13 protein-coding genes are annotated in these 21,220 nt (G+C 29.4%); 11 read left to right on the plus strand and 2 right to left on the minus strand.

Features of this window, described 5'->3' with window-relative positions; genetic code table 11:
• Nucleotides 1-9 precede the first annotated feature (9 nt).
• Entirely contained in the window at nucleotides 10-1,026 is a 1,017-nt protein-coding gene (locus tag BMY79_RS08900) for an NYN domain-containing protein (protein WP_022749396.1), read from the minus strand.
• Between the two features lie 647 nt (nucleotides 1,027-1,673).
• Between BMY79_RS08900 and BMY79_RS08905 the strand changes: the two genes are divergently transcribed.
• On the plus strand, nucleotides 1,674-5,441 hold the full coding sequence (locus BMY79_RS08905; RefSeq protein WP_074730792.1) for an EAL domain-containing protein: 3,768 nt from the start codon (nucleotides 1,674-1,676) through the stop codon (nucleotides 5,439-5,441).
• Between the two features lie 135 nt (nucleotides 5,442-5,576).
• On the opposite strand, the gene BMY79_RS12395 is transcribed toward BMY79_RS08905, so the two are convergent.
• A complete protein-coding gene (locus BMY79_RS12395) occupies nucleotides 5,577-7,142 on the minus strand; it encodes a right-handed parallel beta-helix repeat-containing protein (RefSeq protein ID WP_242941493.1) in 1,566 nt (521 codons plus the stop codon).
• Between the two features lie 188 nt (nucleotides 7,143-7,330).
• Here BMY79_RS12395 and srtB point away from each other — a divergent pair, with 188 nt between their 5' ends.
• The 10 genes from srtB (at nucleotide 7,331) to BMY79_RS08965 (ending at nucleotide 21,167) form a co-directional block, all read left to right on the plus strand.
• Entirely contained in the window at nucleotides 7,331-8,644 is a 1,314-nt protein-coding gene (gene srtB / locus BMY79_RS11910) for a class B sortase (protein WP_022749400.1), read from the plus strand.
• Nucleotides 8,645-8,677: 33 nt separating this feature from the next.
• A complete protein-coding gene (locus tag BMY79_RS08925; protein ID WP_022749401.1) occupies nucleotides 8,678-9,127 on the plus strand; it encodes a hypothetical protein in 450 nt (149 codons plus the stop codon).
• Between the two features lie 220 nt (nucleotides 9,128-9,347).
• Entirely contained in the window at nucleotides 9,348-9,617 is a 270-nt protein-coding gene (locus BMY79_RS08930; protein ID WP_027421936.1) for an acylphosphatase, read from the plus strand.
• Nucleotides 9,618-9,844: 227 nt separating this feature from the next.
• Nucleotides 9,845-10,426 carry a TetR/AcrR family transcriptional regulator gene (locus BMY79_RS08935; protein ID WP_034226091.1) on the plus strand — a complete coding sequence of 194 codons (582 nt, stop codon included), beginning with the start codon at nucleotides 9,845-9,847 and terminating at the stop codon, nucleotides 10,424-10,426.
• A 76-nt stretch (nucleotides 10,427-10,502) separates the two neighbouring features.
• The gene (locus BMY79_RS08940; RefSeq protein ID WP_074730793.1) at nucleotides 10,503-12,992 is read left to right on the plus strand and encodes a glycoside hydrolase family 2 protein; all 2,490 of its coding nucleotides are present in this window, start codon (nucleotides 10,503-10,505) and stop codon (nucleotides 12,990-12,992) included.
• 52 nt (nucleotides 12,993-13,044) lie between these two features.
• A complete protein-coding gene (locus BMY79_RS08945; protein WP_029067352.1) occupies nucleotides 13,045-14,511 on the plus strand; it encodes a DUF6937 domain-containing protein in 1,467 nt (488 codons plus the stop codon).
• 68 nt (nucleotides 14,512-14,579) lie between these two features.
• Nucleotides 14,580-16,004 (plus strand): glycoside-pentoside-hexuronide (GPH):cation symporter, encoded by a 1,425-nt coding sequence (locus tag BMY79_RS08950; protein ID WP_027421939.1) that lies wholly within the window; start codon nucleotides 14,580-14,582, stop codon nucleotides 16,002-16,004.
• Nucleotides 16,005-16,100: 96 nt separating this feature from the next.
• A complete protein-coding gene (locus BMY79_RS08955; protein WP_330390118.1) occupies nucleotides 16,101-18,488 on the plus strand; it encodes an alpha-galactosidase in 2,388 nt (795 codons plus the stop codon).
• Nucleotides 18,489-18,732: 244 nt separating this feature from the next.
• Nucleotides 18,733-19,926, plus strand: a complete 1,194-nt coding sequence (locus BMY79_RS08960) for a cellulase family glycosylhydrolase (RefSeq protein WP_027421941.1) — start codon at nucleotides 18,733-18,735, stop codon at nucleotides 19,924-19,926.
• A gap of 251 nt (nucleotides 19,927-20,177) precedes the next feature.
• The gene (locus tag BMY79_RS08965) at nucleotides 20,178-21,167 is read left to right on the plus strand and encodes a 2-hydroxyacid dehydrogenase (RefSeq protein WP_027421942.1); all 990 of its coding nucleotides are present in this window, start codon (nucleotides 20,178-20,180) and stop codon (nucleotides 21,165-21,167) included.
• Nucleotides 21,168-21,220: the final 53 nt, after the last annotated feature.

Consider the following 21,220-nt stretch of genomic DNA (forward strand, 5'->3'; position numbering starts at 1 on the left):
AAAATACCATTATTCCTTTCTTCTGTACTTATTATTAATATAAACATAATTACGAGTTGAGTCAAATGCTACGATAGTTAAATTTGGAATAGATGAAATAAATTTAGATAGAGTGGAGTAACCAAATTCTTTACCTTTAAAATTAGGATATTTATTGTGAATTTTTGTGCCAAGTAAACCTAAATCGATTCCTTCATTGCCATATTCTGAAACGATTGCAATTATAAAGTTAATAATTTTTTCTTTAAAAGATTTATTATTAATCAGACGGATTGTAACGGTATTATTATTAAGGCGTCTAAGCTCAACTGATTTTATTTCTTGCATAAATGTAGAAAGGGAGCTATAGCCGTAGCTTCTAACATCAAAATCAGGATATTTCTTTTGTAAGCGGTTTCCTATTTCGCCTAGTTCCGTGGTACGACCTTTATTATTATTTTCTGTAACTATTTCAATAACTGAATTTTCAATAATATCTAGGCTAATTTTTTCAATGCTATATAAAGTATTATTAGGTACGGTATTTTCGATTGATGAATTTTTGACTGAATCAATAGAATAATTTTTATAATTTTGATTGATATCAGTGTTTTCATCTAATAATAAATCAAGTGCAGTAAAAATAGAACAAGCAACTTTAAAGGAACGTGGTGTTTTTGATTCACCCATTCCAATAACTTCCATTGCAGATTCTTTTAATCTAGAAACTAGTCGAGTGAAATCACTGTCGCTAGAGACTATGCAAAACCCATCAACGTTATTAGTATATAAAATATCCATTGCATCTATTATTAAAGCAGAATCGGTAGAATTTTTTCCGGATACGATATTAAATTGTTGTATAGGAGTAAGAGAATATTTAAAAAGAACACTTTTCCAAGAGGCTGATTGAGGAGAAGTCCAATCACCATAAATTCTTTTATAAGTTACAACTCCGTAACGTGTCATTTCATCCAGAATAATACCAATATATTTGGCAGATATATTTTCAGAGTCAATTAAAACGGCATATTTCTTTTCGTCCATAGTTCCTCCATATATAAAAATTGCAATAATTTAATGACTATTTCATAATTATTTTATATTTCGGCATATAAAAATTAATATTGACAAGCAATTAATTCTAAAAGAAAACCATTTGTTAAAAAGTGATAAAAATTAAATTAAAATTTTAAATACTTGCACAAAAAAAACAATTCAAAAAAGTCATTTAATAAAAAAATATAAAGTGCATAAAAAAACAATTGAAAATTTGTGAAATTAATTTTAAAAAAATATAGAAATTATTTCAAAATATGTTATACTATTATATGTAGGGTATATTTAATTAACAAAAGAATAGGGGGGATATAAATGTCAGGATTAGAGATCTATTTTGAAGTTTATTATGGCATCACTACATCACAGCAGAGTGAAGAAAAATAAGATGCATATATAAGAATTTCATTGCCAATTATATTGTTTAGGAATATAGTTAGTAAGTAAGGATATTTGCGTGGGGGCAGATGTTCTTTATGAATGCAATGAGATCATTAAATAAAGGCTGAATACACGTAGTAAAGAGAGGTCTAGGTGTATTTGGCTTTTTTGTTTATGTAATTAATATAAAAAAAATATAAAATTGCCGATATATGCTATGTGGTCTGAAATATTTAATATGGGGTGGAGTAAAAATGGGAGATTTTGTGTATAGTATTGAGTCTAGAGAAAGAGAAAAGAGTAAAAATTTTATAGATTCGGTGTATTTGTGGCTTGCTAATAAAAATAATAACAAAGAGTCTAATTATTTTTCATTTAGCCAATTTGTAAAGAATTCCTGCTTTTTTACTATAAATATATCAAAAAACTTAATTGTAGACTTTCATGTTGGTGGAATTGGTTCACCAATTGACGATATACATATGTCTCATATGAAATATGATAGAGCATATAAAAATTTAATTATTCATAATATAGAATCTCCAAATAAAAGAATTGCATCTGACTTTTTTGATATAGATCACTTATTTCAAGATTATGAAGAAGGACGTACGTACCAGGAAGAGCATTTTGAAATGTATATTGGAGCAAATAAGAAAAAGCATAAGATTTGTATTAATAGACAGCTATTACTTAGATATGATACAAAAGATATTTATGCTTTCTTTTTGTTGCTAGAAAATAAAAATGAAGATATAATAAATAATTTTCAAAAGAAGAAATATGAATTAAAACAGTTGGAAAATAAATATAATTTTTTGGACAAAGAAAATTATAAAGATAAAAATTATAATAATCAAAATTATAAATTTATAGAGGGTCAGGCTAGCGATAGTTGTATCAAAGAAATTGATGAGGCTAATATTGATAAATTGACTAAATTATATAATATGTATAAGTTTAATGAGTTAGCAACAGATAGATACAAAAATGCTATTAAGAATAAAAATCACGGTAAATTTGCTTTGTTGTTTATAGATATGAATGGATTTAAATATTTTAATGAAGAGTTTGGCTTTTATGAAGGCGATTTGTTTTTAAAATATATCGCAGAACAGTTGCAAATTATTTTTAAAGATCAAATAGTAGCAAGATTGTATGATGATCATTTTGTGGTTTTCACAGATCATGAAAATATTTTGTCAGATGTAGTAAAGCTAAATAGCAGAATAAAAAAATATCATGCTAATGAAAAAGTTTATTTGAAAGTTGGAATATACAATTTTGACGAGTTTTCAAGTAAGGACATAATAAAGGCTATAGATAAAGCAAAATTAGCGTGTCAAAATGTTAAAAGTAGATGTGATATTACGTATTGTTATTATGATGAAAAAGTTGCTCAACGAGAAAAGAAGGAGCATTATATAATAACAAACATAGATAATGCAATAAAAAATGAATATATTGAAGTTTATTTTCAACCGGTTGTACGAACTTTGACGGGAGAATTATGCGGTTGGGAAGCATTAACACGATGGCGGGATCCAATTTATGGAATGATTAATCCCGTAGAATTTGTGGATACTCTTGAAAAAGCGCATTTAATTCAGAAAATTGATACATATGTAATTAAAAAAGTGTGTCAGAAATATGTAGAATTAAAAAATAACAACGATTTAGTTGAACCAGTATCGATAAATTTGTCTAAGTTAGATTTTGAGTTATGCGATATTTTAGATATTATTCAAGAAGAAGTTAAAAAAAGTGGTATTCCTAAGGCATTAATACACTTTGAAATTACAGAAAGTATTATAAATGAAAAAGTAGATGTCATTAATAACAGGATAATACAAATACAAAATGCAGGATACCAGGTATGGATGGATGATTTTGGAAGTGGCTATTCATCATTTAATTCTTTAAAAGATTTTAACTTTGATTTTCTAAAGATTGACATGAAATTTTTGGAAGATTTTGAATTTAATGATAAAACGAAAATTATATTGGCATCAATAGTTAATATGGCAAAACAGCTTTCGATAGGAACACTTGCTGAGGGCGTGGAAACAGAAACGCAGGCTGAATTTTTAAAATCAATTGGATGTGAGAAAATGCAGGGCTTTTTGTATGGAAAACCACTTCCATATCACGAGGCTGTTGCAAATATTGAAAAAAAAGGCATAAAAAAAGAAGTTGCTCAAGATGTTGCTTATAATGTGATTATAGATAAAATAAATCTATTAAATAGTAATCCGTTGTTGAATATAAATTTAAGCGATAGCATTAATGACTTTTATATATTGAGAGATTATAAAAAAGAATTCAATGACAAGACTAATTTTGCATTTTCATCTGGTTTTCCATTGGCACTGGTTGAATATCATAAGGGAAAAATCAGATATATACTTGCTAACAATGAGTATATGAATTTTCTAAAGGATGTTGGGTCTAATTCATTAGAAGAAAATGAAATGCTATTTAATAATGGCTTATTAGACAGTAAAAAAGGGATTATTGAAATTGCTAAAAATGCTAGAAAACAAAAAGAGGAAAAGAGTATAGATTATGTCAGAAATGGGTATTTATGTAATTTGACAATTAATTATATTGCATCAAATATTCATAGAAAGACGCATGCATACTTATTGGCTGTAACTCATTCGCTTTATGATGTTGGTTTTGAAAGAGGAAAATGGCTTAGTATGTATACTAAAAAAATGTTTTCTATGTTCATTTGTATTGATTTGATTAATGTTAGAGAAAATAGGATTGAAAATTTGTATTATAATGGAATGTCTATTGACAGAAAAATAATAGACAATAGATTTGATGAAAGTGTAGATAATTTCATTGAGACAAATTTATATCCTAAAGAAAAAAAACAAATGATGGATTTTTTCAATTTTGAGAATACAGAGTTTGATTTTCAAAATGGAGACATTACGTATAAGGAACAATTCTTTAGAGTTAAAAAGAAAGAAAATATGTATGATTGGTTTACTTTTTGGTTGGTTTATCAAAAAGGTAAAAAAAATGATGAATGTTTATTGTTCATAAAAAATACTAGTGAAACAATTAAAAAATTACTTGAAAACAGAATTGTTCAGAAAGAAAAAGATTACAATAAAAATAAGATCAATGATGAAGTTTTGAGAAATGTCCTAGAACTTAGTAATGTTGGAATCTTTTGGAAGGATAAAAATCGTCGTTTCATAGATGTGAATGACTATTTTTTGAATTTTTATGGAATTTCTGATAAAGATGAAATTATTGGAAAAACAGATGAAGAAATGGGTTGGCACATTAATGAGGATGGTCCAAAACTAGAGGAAATAAAGGTAATTAAAGATGGTGAATCTGTAATAAATCATAAGTTGAATTGCATTGTAAAAGGAACAGTTCATGAATTGATTATAAATAAAAGACCTCTTTATGTGGATGGCGAAATAGTTGGCTTGATTGGAGGTTTTAAAGATAATTTTTATGATGAAAAAGGTTCACTTACTATTAACAAGCTTGCTGTTACGGATGAACTTACAGAAGTGTTTAATAGGCGAGGATTTATAGAGATGCTGGATAAATATGAACGTGAGTATAGTCGAAAAAAAATAGATTTTGTTTTATTTTATATTGATGTTGATGATTTTAAATATTATAACGATACATTTGGTCATCAGTTTGGAGACAAAGTTTTAAAAACGGTAGCTGCTTATTTGAGAGAAAATTACGGAAGTAAATCTGTTATTGCAAGAATTGGAGGCGATGAATTTGCAATAATAAGACAAAGTAATGAAAATTGTAATTTGTATGAAATAGCACGAGAGATTCATAATGGAATTAGTGCTATAAAGAAGATAGATTACGTTCCATGCAAAATAAGATTATCAATCGGTTTTGCAAAATTTAGTGAAACTATTAGTTTAAACAAATTGATAAATGTTGCCGATGTCAGAATGTATGAAAATAAGATGCGTAAGAAAAAAATTAATGACGAAATAAAAAAAAGAAAGAATAATAGTTAGTAACTAACAATTACCCCTCGTTAGAGCAATTTATGAATAATATATTTAAACTCTAATGAGGGGCTTTGTGTATTAACTTGATTTTTTTAAGGGTAGTATTGTCTATTTTTTGTATATTTATTTGGGTAAGTTATATTAAAATCCGCTACAATTTCCTCTTAATATTGCACCAGAAATATCATTCTTTCCATTTTTGCTAATGCAACTATCAATAATTGCTTTGCCGAAAGTAACTTTATAACCTAAAGCAGATGGTTTACCAGTTGCAGGCCAATTATAGTTATTTCCTTTGTTAGAATCAGCATAACATGATTTCATAGTAACTATACCACTTTGGTTATTCCTATCAAAACCAGCTGCGTAGTTTCCAACAGCACTACATCCTTCTAAATAATGGTTAAGAGGATCAAGATGAGCTTTTTGACCAGGTGTTTTGTTATCTACACCACCCATTTTAAAACCATTTCCGTCGCCACGGATTCCGTTACAAAGTCCGTTGTAATTTGCACGACAGTTAATCAATTTTAATGCACCATGAGCAGCATAGCAGTCCCAACCGTCATCACTGTTGTATTCAGCTACACATTCTTCAAAAGTGTTACCTACACCAGAGTGTAACTTTACTGCAAAACCGTCAGCGTTTTCACCTTTTGCATCTGCATTATGGTGAGAAGTACATTTATAAAAATAATTGTTTGCGCCACCATTACTTACTTGGAATCCAGCGTCGTGGTTATAGCAACATATTACATTTTTCAAAGTGTTATTATTACCAGAAATAAAAATACCATTATCTGCAGCATTTTTAATTGTAATATCTGAAATTGTACTTCCGTTAGAAGGTAAATTTAATCCTTTACCATTTCCGCCTGTTGTTGAACTAAAGTCGATTACTGCATTGTTAATACCTTTGATATTAACGCCAGAAGGAACAGTAACTGTGTTAGATTTTACAGTTCCATCAACGACAATTGTTGTACCACTTTTTGCTGTTTTTACAGCATTTACAAGTGAAGCATTACCTTTAACAATTACACTGTTACCTGAAATAGCAGGAGTTGAATGGTTGCTGCTATTATTATTATTATTATTATTATTGTTATTATTGTTATTATTGTTATTATTTGTGTTATTTGAAGGAGTATTTGTAGCTCCTTGTTTTAAATCTACTTGGATTTTGTATAGATGAACATCACTATTATTTGAATATAGATAAATGTATCCTTTGTTACCAGAGTAGTTATATGTAGCAAGATTTCCTGTTGTTGTTGCGTTTAAAGTACCAAGTTTTTTTCCAGAATTGTTTGCAACAACGAGTTGACGTTGAGTTGCACCAGAACTTCTGATAACAGCTTTGATAGTACATGGACCGTTAACAAGGAATTTTACGGCTCTATATTTTATAGAACCAGTACCTCTAAGTGCTAATGCATATGTATAATCAACAGAATCAATATTTATTGTTTCAGGGACTACACTCATATTTTTTGTTGCATTTGCAAGTAGAGTTAGATTTTCAATTGTTGTATTATTTGAAATGTTAGATAAATATTTGAAATTATTATCTTTAAAATTCCATGAAATTGAGTTATTTGAGACAGAAGCTGCCAAAACAGTTTCTACGTGTACTGTATTAAATGCGCCTGAAATTAAGCAAGCAGCAGATAATACTGCAATTGTTTTTTTAAATAATTTAAACAAAATAGTTCCTCCTGTAAAATTAGACAATAAAAAAATTTACAAGTTAACACACAATAAATAATCTATCATAAAACTATAAATAATGGAATATGCAAAAATTATAAAAATTTATAATTTTTATGTTTGAAATCACAAAATAGGGTATAATAGTTATGAGGAAGTTGGAAAAATTAAAGAGGGGAGTATGTATGGAAAATTTAAAGAAAAGATCCAATTTATTAAGAAAAATTGGTAATATTATTTTTACTTTAGTAGTTATTTTATGTATTCCATTTAGTATCCCAAGAATTATGGGATATGAAATTTATGCTGTTAAAACAGGTAGTATGCAGCCTAAGTATCCACAAAATTGTGTGATATATGTTGAAGAAGCAAATGTGATTGATGTTGATGAAAATGATGTTATTACCTTTAAGTTAGGAACAGATACGAATGATGTCATGACGCACAGAGTTGTTAAAATTGATCAAGCTAAAAAAGCTTTTATAACAAAGGGGGATGCAAATTCAGGAGTAGATAAAGAACCAGTTGTCTTTTCACGATTTATTGGTAAACCAGTTTTTATGATCCCATTTTTAGGGGTGTTAAGGCCATTATTTTCCACTATTATAGGTTTTGTTGCATTAGCCTTTCTAATTGTTTTGGTTGTTGCTTTATGGATTAGTTCAGATATTTTATACAAGAGGTACAAAAAAGAAAAAATGCAGCAGGATGAGATTGAAAAAAAAGATACTGCAGGTCAAACTGATAAAAAAAAGCATAAAAAGTTTTCTCTTAGCGTAGTTGTTCCATTAGTTTTAGGAATTGTTCTAGCAATATATGCAGGTGGTAAATTGTTTTTGATTTATCATGATTATGGAAAATCAAATCAATTATATGCTAATTTAGCTAATCAGTACGCAAAAAAGAAAAGGAAAGTTAAAAAGGATGAGTGGTACAATAAAATAGATATTGATTTTAAAGATTTAAAGAAACAAAATTCTGATGTGGTTGGATGGATTTATTTTGAAAATGATGATATTAGCTATCCAATATTATATTCAGGAGATAATAAAAAGTATTTAAGAACTGCATTAGATAAGAGTGATGCAATAGCAGGATCTATTTTTTTGGAAGAAAAAAATAAAACAGATTTTCAAGATTCACATTCTTTGATATACGGACATAATATGAGAAATTTGAGTATGTTTGGTAAATTAAAATTTTATAAAAGAGAACCTAATTATTACGAAGGACATAAATATTTTCAAATTATAACAGAGAAGAAAAAATATAGATATGAAATTTTTGCTTATGAAGATGTAAGCGAAAGAAGTTTTATTTATCAAGTACCATTTGATAAAACAGATGAGTTTCAACAATTTATCGATAAGATACGCAACAAGTCATATTTAAAGAGTGATATTGAAGTTACAAAAGATGATAAGGTGGTTACATTGTCAACATGTTCTGTAGAAAAGCAAAGATTTGCGGTACATGCTAAAAGAGTAGATGAAAAATAAATACATTGTATGAATAAGAGAGGGGAAAATAATATGAAAAAAGATGAGGAATTAGTTAGAAAGATTACGGAATTAATAAAGGCAACAGAATCTAATCAGATAAAGTGGAAAATAATATGTCAGACAACAGACTATAATGACATAAATTCTAAACCCAAAGAGTGCATAGATGGAGAGTTGTGGACTGTAGATGAATGCTTTGTTTCGTATGAATGTACCTTTAAAAATGAGCATTTTTTAATGATTACGTATGAAATGATACATTCAAACGGGAAAGAACAAAAATCTTCGAGCTTTGTATTTTTGCCACCACTTGGAATTAGATTGTTTGATTTACATGTTTTGTTGCCATACTCGGTTGATAATTCAAAGATGCTAACCTATGTTGTGCATTCATTATGGGTATTGTTGTTAAAAAAATATAAAACACATGATGATAAAATCGACTTAGAGATTGAAAGTAGGGAATTGACAATTGATTAATAGTAAGAAAGGTTATAAATATTAACTAAATATTACATGATAAATGAAGGTTGCATTTTCGTACTAAAAGGCACGAGAATGCAACTTTTTTGGGCAAAAAATTTTTTTTTAAAAATAAAAAAGAGCAAAAAAAACATGCAAGAAAAAAACATGTAATATTTTTTTAACAGAAGGGAAACTAAATTTCACTAAAAATTCAAAAAAGTTAGGAGAAAAAAATATGATTAGAAGGTATTATAAAGTTTATGGAGAGGTTCAAGCTGTTGGTTTTAGGCATTTTTCGAAGGTTGTGGCGGATAAACATAATCTTACAGGCTATGTTCAAAATGAATATGATGGTAGTGTTACAATTGAGGTTCAGGGAGAAGAGGAAGTTGTCCGCAATTTTTTAGATGAAATTGAAAAAGTGTCATATCATGTTGAAATTAGCAGATATACATGGGAAAATCTTGCAATTTGTCCCCAAGAAACGGAATTTTCAATACTTTAGGAAACGACAGTAAAAAAGCAGTGCTAAAAAGCATATATAGTTCCTGATAAACCTTGAAAACACTAGTAATATTTCACAAAAAAACGAAACTGTATTTAGTGAAATAATAGGTTGAATATTTATTAATTAGATGTTACAATAAAGAAAACTTAACAAAATGGTTTGGTTTCCATTTTGAACGGTTGATTTTGATATGATTTTGATAGAAAAAAGAGGTATGTTTAAACATGAGATGGAAGTACAAAGAATCAGAATTAAGAGAATTTATCTTAGACACTACAATTCAGCTATTTAAGCTAAAGGGATTAAAATTTACAATGGATGAACTTGCTAAGGAAATGGGAATCAGCAAGAAAACTATTTATAGAGTTTTTCCAGATAAAAAGACAATGTTTTATAGAATGGTAGACTTTTTCTTCGATAAAATTAAAAGTGAAGAAGAAGAAATTTTAAAGAATGATAAATTGTCTACAGTTGATAAAATTAGAGCAATTCTTGGTGTAATGCCAGAAGAATATAAAGATATTGATTTTAGCGCTTTGTATATTGTTAGAGATAAGTATCCAAAGAGCTATGAAAGAATAGTTGAGAGACTTGAAACAGGATGGGATAACACAATCAAATTGATTAATCAAGGAATTAAAGAAGGCGTTGTTAGACCAATCGATGTCACAGTTGTTAAGGCAATGCTTTCAGCTACGATTGAACAATTTTTCCAGAAAGATATTTTAGTTAGAAACGATATGAGCTATCCAGAAGCATTAGCATCTGTAGTTGATATTATTTGTTGTGGAATTATTATAAAATAATGTATATAAAAAATAAAAAGGTTTGCACATATCATATTGTTACGGGGTAAGTATTATGTTTGTGCGTGGAGGGAAAATGAATAGAATATATCTCAATGATGGATGGCAATTTTTGCCTGAATACAAGGAATGTTTACTAAAAGATAATTTAGATGAACTTACTCAAAGCCAAATTTGTGATATACGAATTCCTCATACTGTAAAAGAAGTACCATTTGATTATTTTGATGAAAGTGAGTATCAAATGATTAGTGGATACAGAAAGAAGATGTTTGCTCCTAAAGAGTGGGATGGAAAATTGATAAATCTCACTTTTGAGGGAGTTGCGCATCAAGCCACAGTATATGTAAATGGACAGTTTGCATATTGTCATAAATGTGGTTATACTGCTTTTACAATTAATATAACAAAAATGCTTAAATATGGTAGTGATAACATAATAACTGTTAAGGTAGATAGTAATGAGACTCTAAATGTACCACCATTTGGATATGTTATTGACTACATGACTTTTGGCGGAATATATCGAGATGTTTATGTTGAGATTTCAAATAGTAACACTATCTTAGATGTATTCCCTATTATTTTATTAGAAGACAGTGATTTATTAAATCCTGATTTAATAAATAAAGAGGAAAGCAGAGAAGGTTTCACGGGGAAAAGAGTAAAGAAAGCTGTAGTAAGAACAAAAATTGGATTATCGAAAAGTTTGATTGATAATTTACACCAAAACAAAAATATACGGATAACACATACGTTGTCTAATAAATATGATGAATTTGAAACAAAATGGGATGTATCATTGTTAGATGATTGCGCTGAAGGAAATCATGAAGTTGAGAATGTGTTTTTATGGGATATAGAACATCCAAATTTATATGAACTAGAAACCACCCTTTTTATTGATGATAAAAGGATTGAATCTAGGATAGAGAGAATTGGTTTTAGAAAAACACAGTTTAAACAAGATGGATTCTATTTGAATGCCCAAAAAATCAAAATTAGAGGAATGAATAGACATCAAAGTTATCCATATGTTGGTTATGCAATGCCAAAATCTATGCAAGAGCTTGATGCAGATATTTTAAAATATGAATTGGGGTTAAATGCAGTTCGAACCTCTCATTATCCTCAGTCACAATATTTTATTAATAGATGCGATGAAATTGGCCTTTTAGTGTTTACTGAGATGCCTGGTTGGCAACACATTGGAGATGAAGAATGGAAGCTACAAGCAATAGAAAACACTAAAGAAATGGTATTACAATATAGAAATCATCCATCAATTTTTTTATGGGGAGTAAGAATAAATGAATCACCAGATGATGATGAATTCTATGTAAGAACGAATGAAGTGGCAAGAAAGCTTGATCCAACAAGATCAACGGCAGGAGTTCGATGCTTCAAAAAAAGCAATTTATTAGAAGATGTATATACATATAACGATTTTGTTCATTCTGGGGATAATATGGGATGTGAAAAAAAGTCAAAGGTTACATCAGACATTTCAAAAGCTTATCTAGTCAGTGAATATAATGGTCATATGTATCCAACAAAAACATTTGATTCAGAGGAACATCAGTCAAGTCAGATGCTAAGACACGCAAGAGTTTTAAATGATATACAGTTAGAAGAAGATATAGCGGGTTCATTCGGATGGTGTATGTTCGATTACAATACCCATAAAGATTTTGGAAGTGGTGATAGAATTTGTTATCACGGAATAATGGATATGTTTAGAAATCCTAAAATGGCTGCTTTAATTTATGCATGTCAGCAAGAAAAAAATATCGTTCTAGATATAAGTTCATCAATGGATATTGGAGAACATCCAGGATGCAATAGGGGAAAAACGTATATCTTATCAAACGCGGATTATGTTCGTATGTATAAAAATGGAGATTTGATAAAAGAATATAACTGTAGAAAGGATTCTGAATTTAAAGGCCTAAAATATGGTCCTATTGTGATTGATGATTTCATAGGTGATAAGATAGGAAAAAACGAACCTACTTTTTCAAAGAAGAAGGTAAGAGATATTAAGTATGCACTTAATTATACTGCAATAAATGGATATGGCAAATTCACACCAAAATTATGTTGGATAGCTTTTAAGGCATTAACAATATATAGAATGAAAATGTCAGATGCTGTTAAATTGTTTAATAAATATATAGGAGATTGGGGACAGACATCAACGGTGTATAAATTTGAAGCTATAAAAGATGGTAAGGTTGTTAAAACAATCACTAAAGCTCCTATGACAAAAGTATTTATTAAGGCAAAAGTATCAAAAGATGTATTAGTAGAGGAAAATTCATATGATGTAGTTGAAGTTCGTTTGATGGCATCTGATGAGTACGGAAACAGACTTCCATTTTTTAACGAAGGTGTTGTTTTAGGAAGCTATGGTCCAATTGAAATTATAGGTCCTAATATTACAGCATTTAGAGGCGGATATTTAGGAGTATATGTAAAAAGCAAATCGGAAGCAGGAAAAGCAACATTAACAGTTACACCTTCATTAGGTAATAAACTTTCATTAAATTTTGAGGTAAAAATTTAATGAAAAAAATTATTTTTAATAATAAGAAAATAAAAAAGAAGGGAGAGGAAAGATGAAAGATAGATCTAGAGTGATTTTTGGAAATGAAATGTCCAATAGAGTTTATAAAAAAGCATTAAAATCCAAAAAGAAGAATCTAAAAAAATTTGGGGATGATTCTAAAGTAGATTATAAAATTTGCTTAAAGAAGAATCCTGTTATAGGAGATATGCTAGGTGTATCGGATGTTCTTTTAAACGATGAAAAATCTAAAGAAGAGTTTGATAGACAAAAAGGTATAATCGTTGGAAATATTAGAATGGGATTTGGACACTATAGAATTTCAATGGCGATGGCTTCGGCTGCTAAAGCACTAGGTTATAAACCATATTGGATGGATTTGAATGGGTATCCACAGACTACATGTACTAAATTAATAAGTGCACAAAATGATTTATATTCATTAGGTTCAAGATTATCCAAAAATCCAATTTTTAACAAACTTGTGTGGGAACCAATGAACTATGAAGGATTTAGAAAACTATCCTATAATTCAACGGATCAAAAAAATGCTGAGTTAATGGCACCTGTTTATAAAAATGTGCCAAAAGATATTCCGGTTGTTGGAACTCACGTATGGCCAGCCCAAGCAGCTATACATGCCGGAATGAAGTATGTTGTAAATGCAATTCCGGATAATTGGCCAATGGCTTTGCATTTGGCAGAAGGCAGCGTTCATACGATACAATGCAGAAATTCATACATGGGATATAGGATTTTAAATGGCTTTAACAAAGATAAAGTTTGTAAACCAATGCCTAAGGAAAGTTTGGTATATACTGGCCACTATATTGATCACGAATTGGTATCAAATATAGAAAAGGATTGTGAGCAGAGAATTAATAGGAAAAAGAATAATAAACCGATGAGATTTTTGCTTACAATTGGTGGCGCAGGTGCACAGCAGGAAATATTTATTGCTATTATTAAAGAATTACTACCTAAAATCAGAGAAAAGAAAGTTACCCTTTTTGTAAATGTAGGAGATTACGAAAAGGTATGGCATAGTATGTTAAAAGAAATTCCACAGATGAAAAATATATCGGTAGAACATTTTAATGATTGGAACGAAACAAAAGAATTTTCAGAACAATTATTAGATGAACAAAAAAACATTTATGGAATTCATAGCTTTAGTCATAAAAATATATTTGAAGCTGTGTACTGTACGAATCTTTTGATGAGAGGTATAGACGTTTTAATTACTAAACCAAGTGAATTAGCTTTTTATCCAGTACCTAAGCTTTTTATTAAGCGTGTTGGTAAGCATGAAATGTGGGGGGCAATTCATTCAAGTGAGATTGGAGATGGTACATTAGAATGTAGAGACATTCCACATACAGTTCAAATGCTTAATCTTTTTTTAGAGGATAATCAGTTGTTAATTGACATGTGTGAGAATATAAAAACAAACAAAAAAATAGGGTTATATGATGGAGCATATAATGTCATAAAACTTGCAATGGGAATGAAAAAGTAAAGACATTATAGAAAATTAAAAAGTTAAATAATAAGGAAAAAATATTTAATAGAGGGCAAGGTATTAAGATGAATGAAAAAAGATGTTTAACCGCTAAGGAAAAAGTCTCTTATGGTTTAGGGGCTGTAGGAAAAGATATGGTATATATGTTATCAGCAAGCTATATACAATATTACTATTATGATTTATTGGGAATGAGTGCAATGGCACTTGGAGTTATTTTATTAATAGCTAGAGTTTTTGACGCATTTAATGATCCTATAATGGGAGTTGTGGTTGCAAAAACAAAAACAAAATGGGGTAAATTTAGACCTTGGTTATTAATTGGAACAGTTACAAATGCTATTATATTGTTTATTATGTTTGCTTGTCCACCAAAATTAAATGGGCCTGGACTTGTCGCATATGCAGCAGTATTTTATATCCTTTGGGGCGTGACGTACACAATGATGGATATACCATTTTGGTCAATGATTCCTGCTTTTACAAAAGGTGGAAGTGAAAGAGAAAGTTTAACAACATTAGCTCGTTCATGTGCAGGCGTTGGTTCAGCAATAGTTCAAATTTGCGCATTAATTGTTGTACATGCATTAGGAAGTGCCTTTGGAGGACACGGAAATGATAGTATCGAAATTATTGGTTTTAAATGGTTTTCATTAATTGTCGCATGTTTATTTATTATTTTCACATTAATCACTTGTATTAATGTAAAAGAAAAATCAACAGTTGATATGGAAACTGCAACTGTAAAACAAATGTTTAAAGCTTTGATTCAAAACGATCAAGCAATGTCTGTTGTTGTTACAATTGTATGTGTTAATACCGCATTATATATTACATCTAATTTGGTTATTTATTTCTTTAAATACGATTTAGGTGGAGTAAATTGGTATGCTGATAATACATTATTTAACATGGTAGGTGGTGCTTCGCAGATTCTTGCAATGATGATGTTGTATCCACTTTTAAGAGTATTCTTTAATAGTATTAAAATATTTTATATTAGTTTATCAATTTCTATTATTGGATATGTTTCATTATTAGTATTAGCAATGTGCGGAATTAGATGTTTGGCAATTTTTCTTATTCCAGGAGTGTTAATTATGGCAGCAGCAGGAATGAATAACGTTTTAGTAACAGTTTTTCTAGCTAATACAGTTGATTATGGTGAATTGAAGAATGGAAGACGTGACGAATCTGTTATTTTCTCAATGCAGACTTTTGTCGTTAAATTGGCAACAGGTTTAGCTATATTTATTACATCAGCTGCTCTTCAGTTCTTAAACTTGAAATCAGGAGATGCATCAAAGGCAGCTCAAACAATGGACTTATCAAAGAATGTTAGTCAGGCGTCTAAAATGGGACTTAGAATGGTAATGACAATTATTCCAATTCTTGGTTTAATATTTGCATTGGTCTGGTTTAAAAATAAATATATTTTAACAGATAGCAAGTTGACAGAAATTACTAACGAACTTGAAGCAAAAAATTAGTCAAAACTATTGTTAGAATAATAAAAGGCAATAAAAGTAATATAATGACAAAAGTGTTGTAATTAGAACAGATTATGAATACACAAAAAGGATTTGATGAAAGATATGATAAAACAATATGGTAATTATTTTCAATTAGACACAAGTAACACAACCTATAGTTTTAGGGTTACACAGACTAAACATTTAGAACATTTATATTATGGAGAAAAAATTAAAATAGACTCTGAAGATGAGGCAGATTTTTTGTATGAAAAGCATGAATTTGCTGCAGGTAATACAGTTTTATATAACAATGATAATGTTAATCTTACGCTAGAAGATGAAAGATTAGAGTTTTCATCTTATGGAAAAGGTGATATAAGAGAACCTTTTGTTATTGTTACAGGTGAGGATGGATTATTTACATCAGATTTTCTTTTTAAAGAGGCCAAAATAACAAAAGGAAAAGAAAAATTTAAAACTTTACCAGGGTCATATGATATGGCAGAGGGCGTTGATCATTTAGAAGTAATACTTTTAGATGATAATGCAAAAATTGAATTGCAATTGCATTATTTTGTTTATGAGGATACGGATGTAATTACTAGATCGGCTAAAATTGTTAACAGAAACGAAGATAAATCAATTTGTGTGGAACGATTAATGAGTACACAGCTTGATTTAGATGCAGATGATTATGTTTTGACAACTTTTAATGGAGCATGGGCAAGAGAGATGGAAAAACATGAGTTTAAAGTGACAGCAGGAAAGCATGTGAATTCATCATACACAGGTACATCTTCAAGTAGAGCTAATCCATTTATTATGTTGTCAAAAGAAAATACAACAGAGGATTTTGGCGAGGTATATGCATTTAATTTGATTTATAGTGGAAATCATTATGAAGCTGTTGAATGTGCAAGTAATCACAAGCTTCGTGTTGTAACGGGAATTAATCCAACTAATTTTATGTTTAAAATAGCAGCAGGAGAAGCGTTTGAAGCACCTGAAGCAGTTATGACGTATTCAGCAAAAGGATTTAATGAAATGAGTCATAATATGCATGAATTTGTTCGTGAACATATAACAAGAGGAAAATATAAATATGCTAATAGACCAATACTAATTAATAGTTGGGAAGCTTCATATTTTGATTTTAACGAATCAAAATTATTAAAACTTGCAAAAGCTGCAAAAGATGTTGGCATAGAATTGTTTGTATTAGATGATGGTTGGTTTGGAAAAAGAGACAATGATAAATGTTCACTTGGAGATTGGTTTGAAAATACTCAAAAACTTCCAAATGGTCTTGAAGGATTGGCAAATAAAATTAATGCATTAGGTTTAGATTTTGGTTTGTGGGTTGAACCAGAGATGGTTAATGTCGATAGTGAATTATATCGTATGCATCCAGAGTGGTGCGTAAGTCATCCAGATAAGCCACATTCTGAAGGAAGAAATCAAAGAATTTTAGATTTGTCAAATGATGAAGTAGTAAGCTACATAATTGAAGCAATGACTAAAGTTTTTTCGTCTGCGAATATAAAATACGTAAAATGGGATATGAATAGAATTTTTAGTGATTACTATTCAAATGCTTTAGCACAAAGAGGTGTTTTTGCTCAAAAAGAATTATCGCATCGTTATGTAATGGGCTTATATAAAATTATGGAAGAACTAACACGAAGATTTCCAGATATATTATTTGAAGGCTGCTCAGCAGGTGGAAATAGATTTGATTTAGGTATTTTATCTTATTTTCCACAAATATGGGCAAGTGATGACACTGATGCAATCTATAGAGTTGGGGCACAAAATAACTATAGTTACGGATATCCGCAAAGTTGCTATACAGCACATGTTTCAGCATGCCCAAATCATCAGACACTTAGAGAAACGCCACTAGATACAAGATTCAATGTTGCTGCATTTGCTTCGTTTGGTTATGAATGTAATCTTTGCGATATGAGTAAAGAAGAATTGGACGAAATAAAAGAGCAGATTGAAATTTATAAAAAATACAGACAAGTCTTTTTGTATGGTGATTTTTATAGATATGACAGAAAAAATACAGATAACTTGTATCAATGGATAGTTGTTTCAAAAGATAAGACAACAGCGATTGGAATGATTTTACAGAAACTTGTAAATGCTAATACGACTTTTAATATGTTCAAATTGAAAGGTCTAGAAAATGATAGAAAATATTTGTTTACAAATAGAGTAATTAAACAAAATATAAAAAATTTTGGGGATTTAATTAATACTCAGTCTCCAATACATATAAAAAATAAATCATTTTTACAGCATTTAGTATCTAAATTTGTATCAATGCCAGGTGAAACAGAAGTTTATTTATCATCAGGTAGTGCATTTATGAAAGGTGGAGTTAAGTTGACACAAGCCTACGGTGCAACTGGATACAATGATAAAGTAAGATATTTTCAAGATTTTAGCTCAAAAATGTACTTTATTGAAGAAAAAATAATAGAAGAAAATTAAAAAAAATGATAAGTTTGTTCATATTTTTGCCGTACTAAATATTATAAAAATAAAAAAATAATAATAAATTAAATGTCAATATCTAATTTGAAATTTTTTGAAACGATATATTAAGTATATGTTAATAATAAGAGTATATAAATGTTAAGTGTATATTAACATTTATAACAAACTCATATAAAATATACATATATAAGAAGGTAAAAAAGAAAGGGTAATGACAAGAAGTTTAGGAGGGTGAAATATGAACAAAAACTTATCTCTTAGAATACGAATAATAATCGCAAATATAATCTTAATCATTATAATATCTGTAATTATGGTTTTTAATACCAAAGATGATCAAAATAATAAGAAAAAAGATAGGATAGCTATCACAAAAAATGAAATTGAATTCGAAAATAAAATACCCAAAAGTTCAAATGAAGAAGAGAATGATTTAGAAAAAAAGGTGTCAGATAATAATCTTGTTATGGAATTAAATCCATCAAAAGTATCAAAAGTGGAGGTTATTGGTACACAAATATGCAATGAGAGTGGTTGTCCAATTGCAATTAGAGGAATTAATATTGATTTAAATTCAAATTATATTAACTATGAAACGATGGAATTTTTTAAAAAAAATTGGAAGATTAATGGAATAAAAGTATCTGTTGATGTTACAAAAGAAAATGATTCATATAATGGCAAAAATTCCAAGGAAATAAAACAAAAATTGAGTCAAGTTGTACAAAACGCAAAAAAATTGGATTTGTTTGTAATGATTGAAGGAGATGTTTTGTTAGATTCTCCAATGGAAGATGTATCGAAATTTTACTCAGAATGTCTGCAATATGTTAGTGGAACATCTAATATGATGTTTGCTATCAAGTTAAAAACAAATGAAGGACTAGATCCAATTGATATAAAAGACTATGATGAAAAAACTGGTATTGTAAAGGAAGTAACAAAGAGCGACAAGATTAGTAACAATAATTGGAAAAAATATAAAAAACTAATCAAGGAAATAATCTTTGCGTTAAGAGAGAATAGCAATAATTCGTTACTAGCAATTAATATTCCTTATACACATATAAAAATTGATTCTATCAAAAAAAATGAGTTTAATACATATAATATTATTTTTTCAGTTGATGTAGGTAACCAGGATATTGAAAATGTTGAAATTGCTATAAAAAACTTCAAAAAGAGTGTTGATTTTGGAACGCCAATAATGATTAGTGATTGTGGAATGTGTGGCAATAGTGACAAAAACGAACAATTATATGCTAGCATCAGGGAAGATATTGATCACTATAAATTGACGTATTTTTATGGTGGTATAAATAATAAAGGTGAAAAAAACTCAATATTAAAAAAAGATTTAAATAAAAACTCAGATTTTAGTGAAGATGATTATACAGCAGTAGGAAAAATTTTATACAAATATAATAAATGACAAGCTTTAAAAAACTTGTCAATCTGACGAAATAGAGTAAGGTTGAGTACAAGAATTATAGCAGATAACAAAAATAAAGCATTGAAATGTAGTGCGTAAAGTAAAATGCATGAAAATGTCTGTATTCGCGTACAAAATCTTAAAACTATTGTATTTTGTATACAAAAGGTATATAATATATACCGACAAATCGAAATGTGTCGTAGGTAAAAAAATTATTGATGAATATTTATTTTCAAGGAGGAACATTCATGAAAATCCTAATTTATGATGCGAAAAGTTATGACATCGAATCATTCAACAAAGAAGTAAAAAATCACAAAGGTATTGAACTTGATTATATCGAGTCTGATCTTGACATTAGAACAGCTTCATTAGTAGACGGACACGAAGCAGTATGTGGTTTCGTAAGCTCTGATTTCAGTGCTGAAGTAATCGCTAAATTAGCTAAAAAAGGCGTAAAAGTTATCTTACTTCGTTGCGCTGGATTTAACAACGTTGATATGGAAGCTGCTAAAGCTCACAACATCAGCGTATTCAGAGTACCAGGATACTCTCCAGAAGCAGTAGCTGAGCACGCTATGGCTCTTGCACTTGCAGTTAACCGTAGAATTCACAAAGCATACATCAAAGTTCGTGAGAACGACTTTAGTTTAGGCGGATTAAAAGGTAGAAACTTACACGGTAAAGTAGCTGGTATCATCGGAACAGGTAAAATCGGTGCTGCTATGGCTAGAATCTGTGCTGGTTTTGGTATGAGAGTTATCGCTTATGATAAATTCCCTAACAAAGATTTAAAATTTATCGAGTACATGAGCTTACATGATGTATTAGCTCAGGCTGATTTAATCTCTATCCACTGCCCACTTACAGATGAGAACTACCACATGATCAACAAGAAAACTATCTCTACAATGAAAGATGGCGTTATCCTTGTTAACACATCTCGTGGTGAATTAGTAGATACAGATGACTTAATCCAAGGAATCCGTGCACACAAATTCCATGGTGTAGGTCTTGACGTTTACGAAGAAGAACGTAACAACGTATTTGAAAACAGAAGTCATGAAATTCTTGAGACATCAATTACATCAAGATTAGTTTCATTCCCTAACGTAATTGTTACTTCTCACCAGGCATTCTTCACAGAAGAAGCTTTAAGCGCTATTTCTGAGACAACATTAAAGAATGCTACAGGATTCATGAATGGTAAACCATTAGAATTCAACCAAGTAAAATAATTTAACGTTTATTAAGTTAATTATTGGTGTATAATAATGAGGTAGGCATTAGC

The organism is Lachnobacterium bovis (assembly GCF_900111325.1).
GTDB classification, from domain to species: domain Bacteria; phylum Bacillota; class Clostridia; order Lachnospirales; family Lachnospiraceae; genus Roseburia; species Roseburia bovis_A.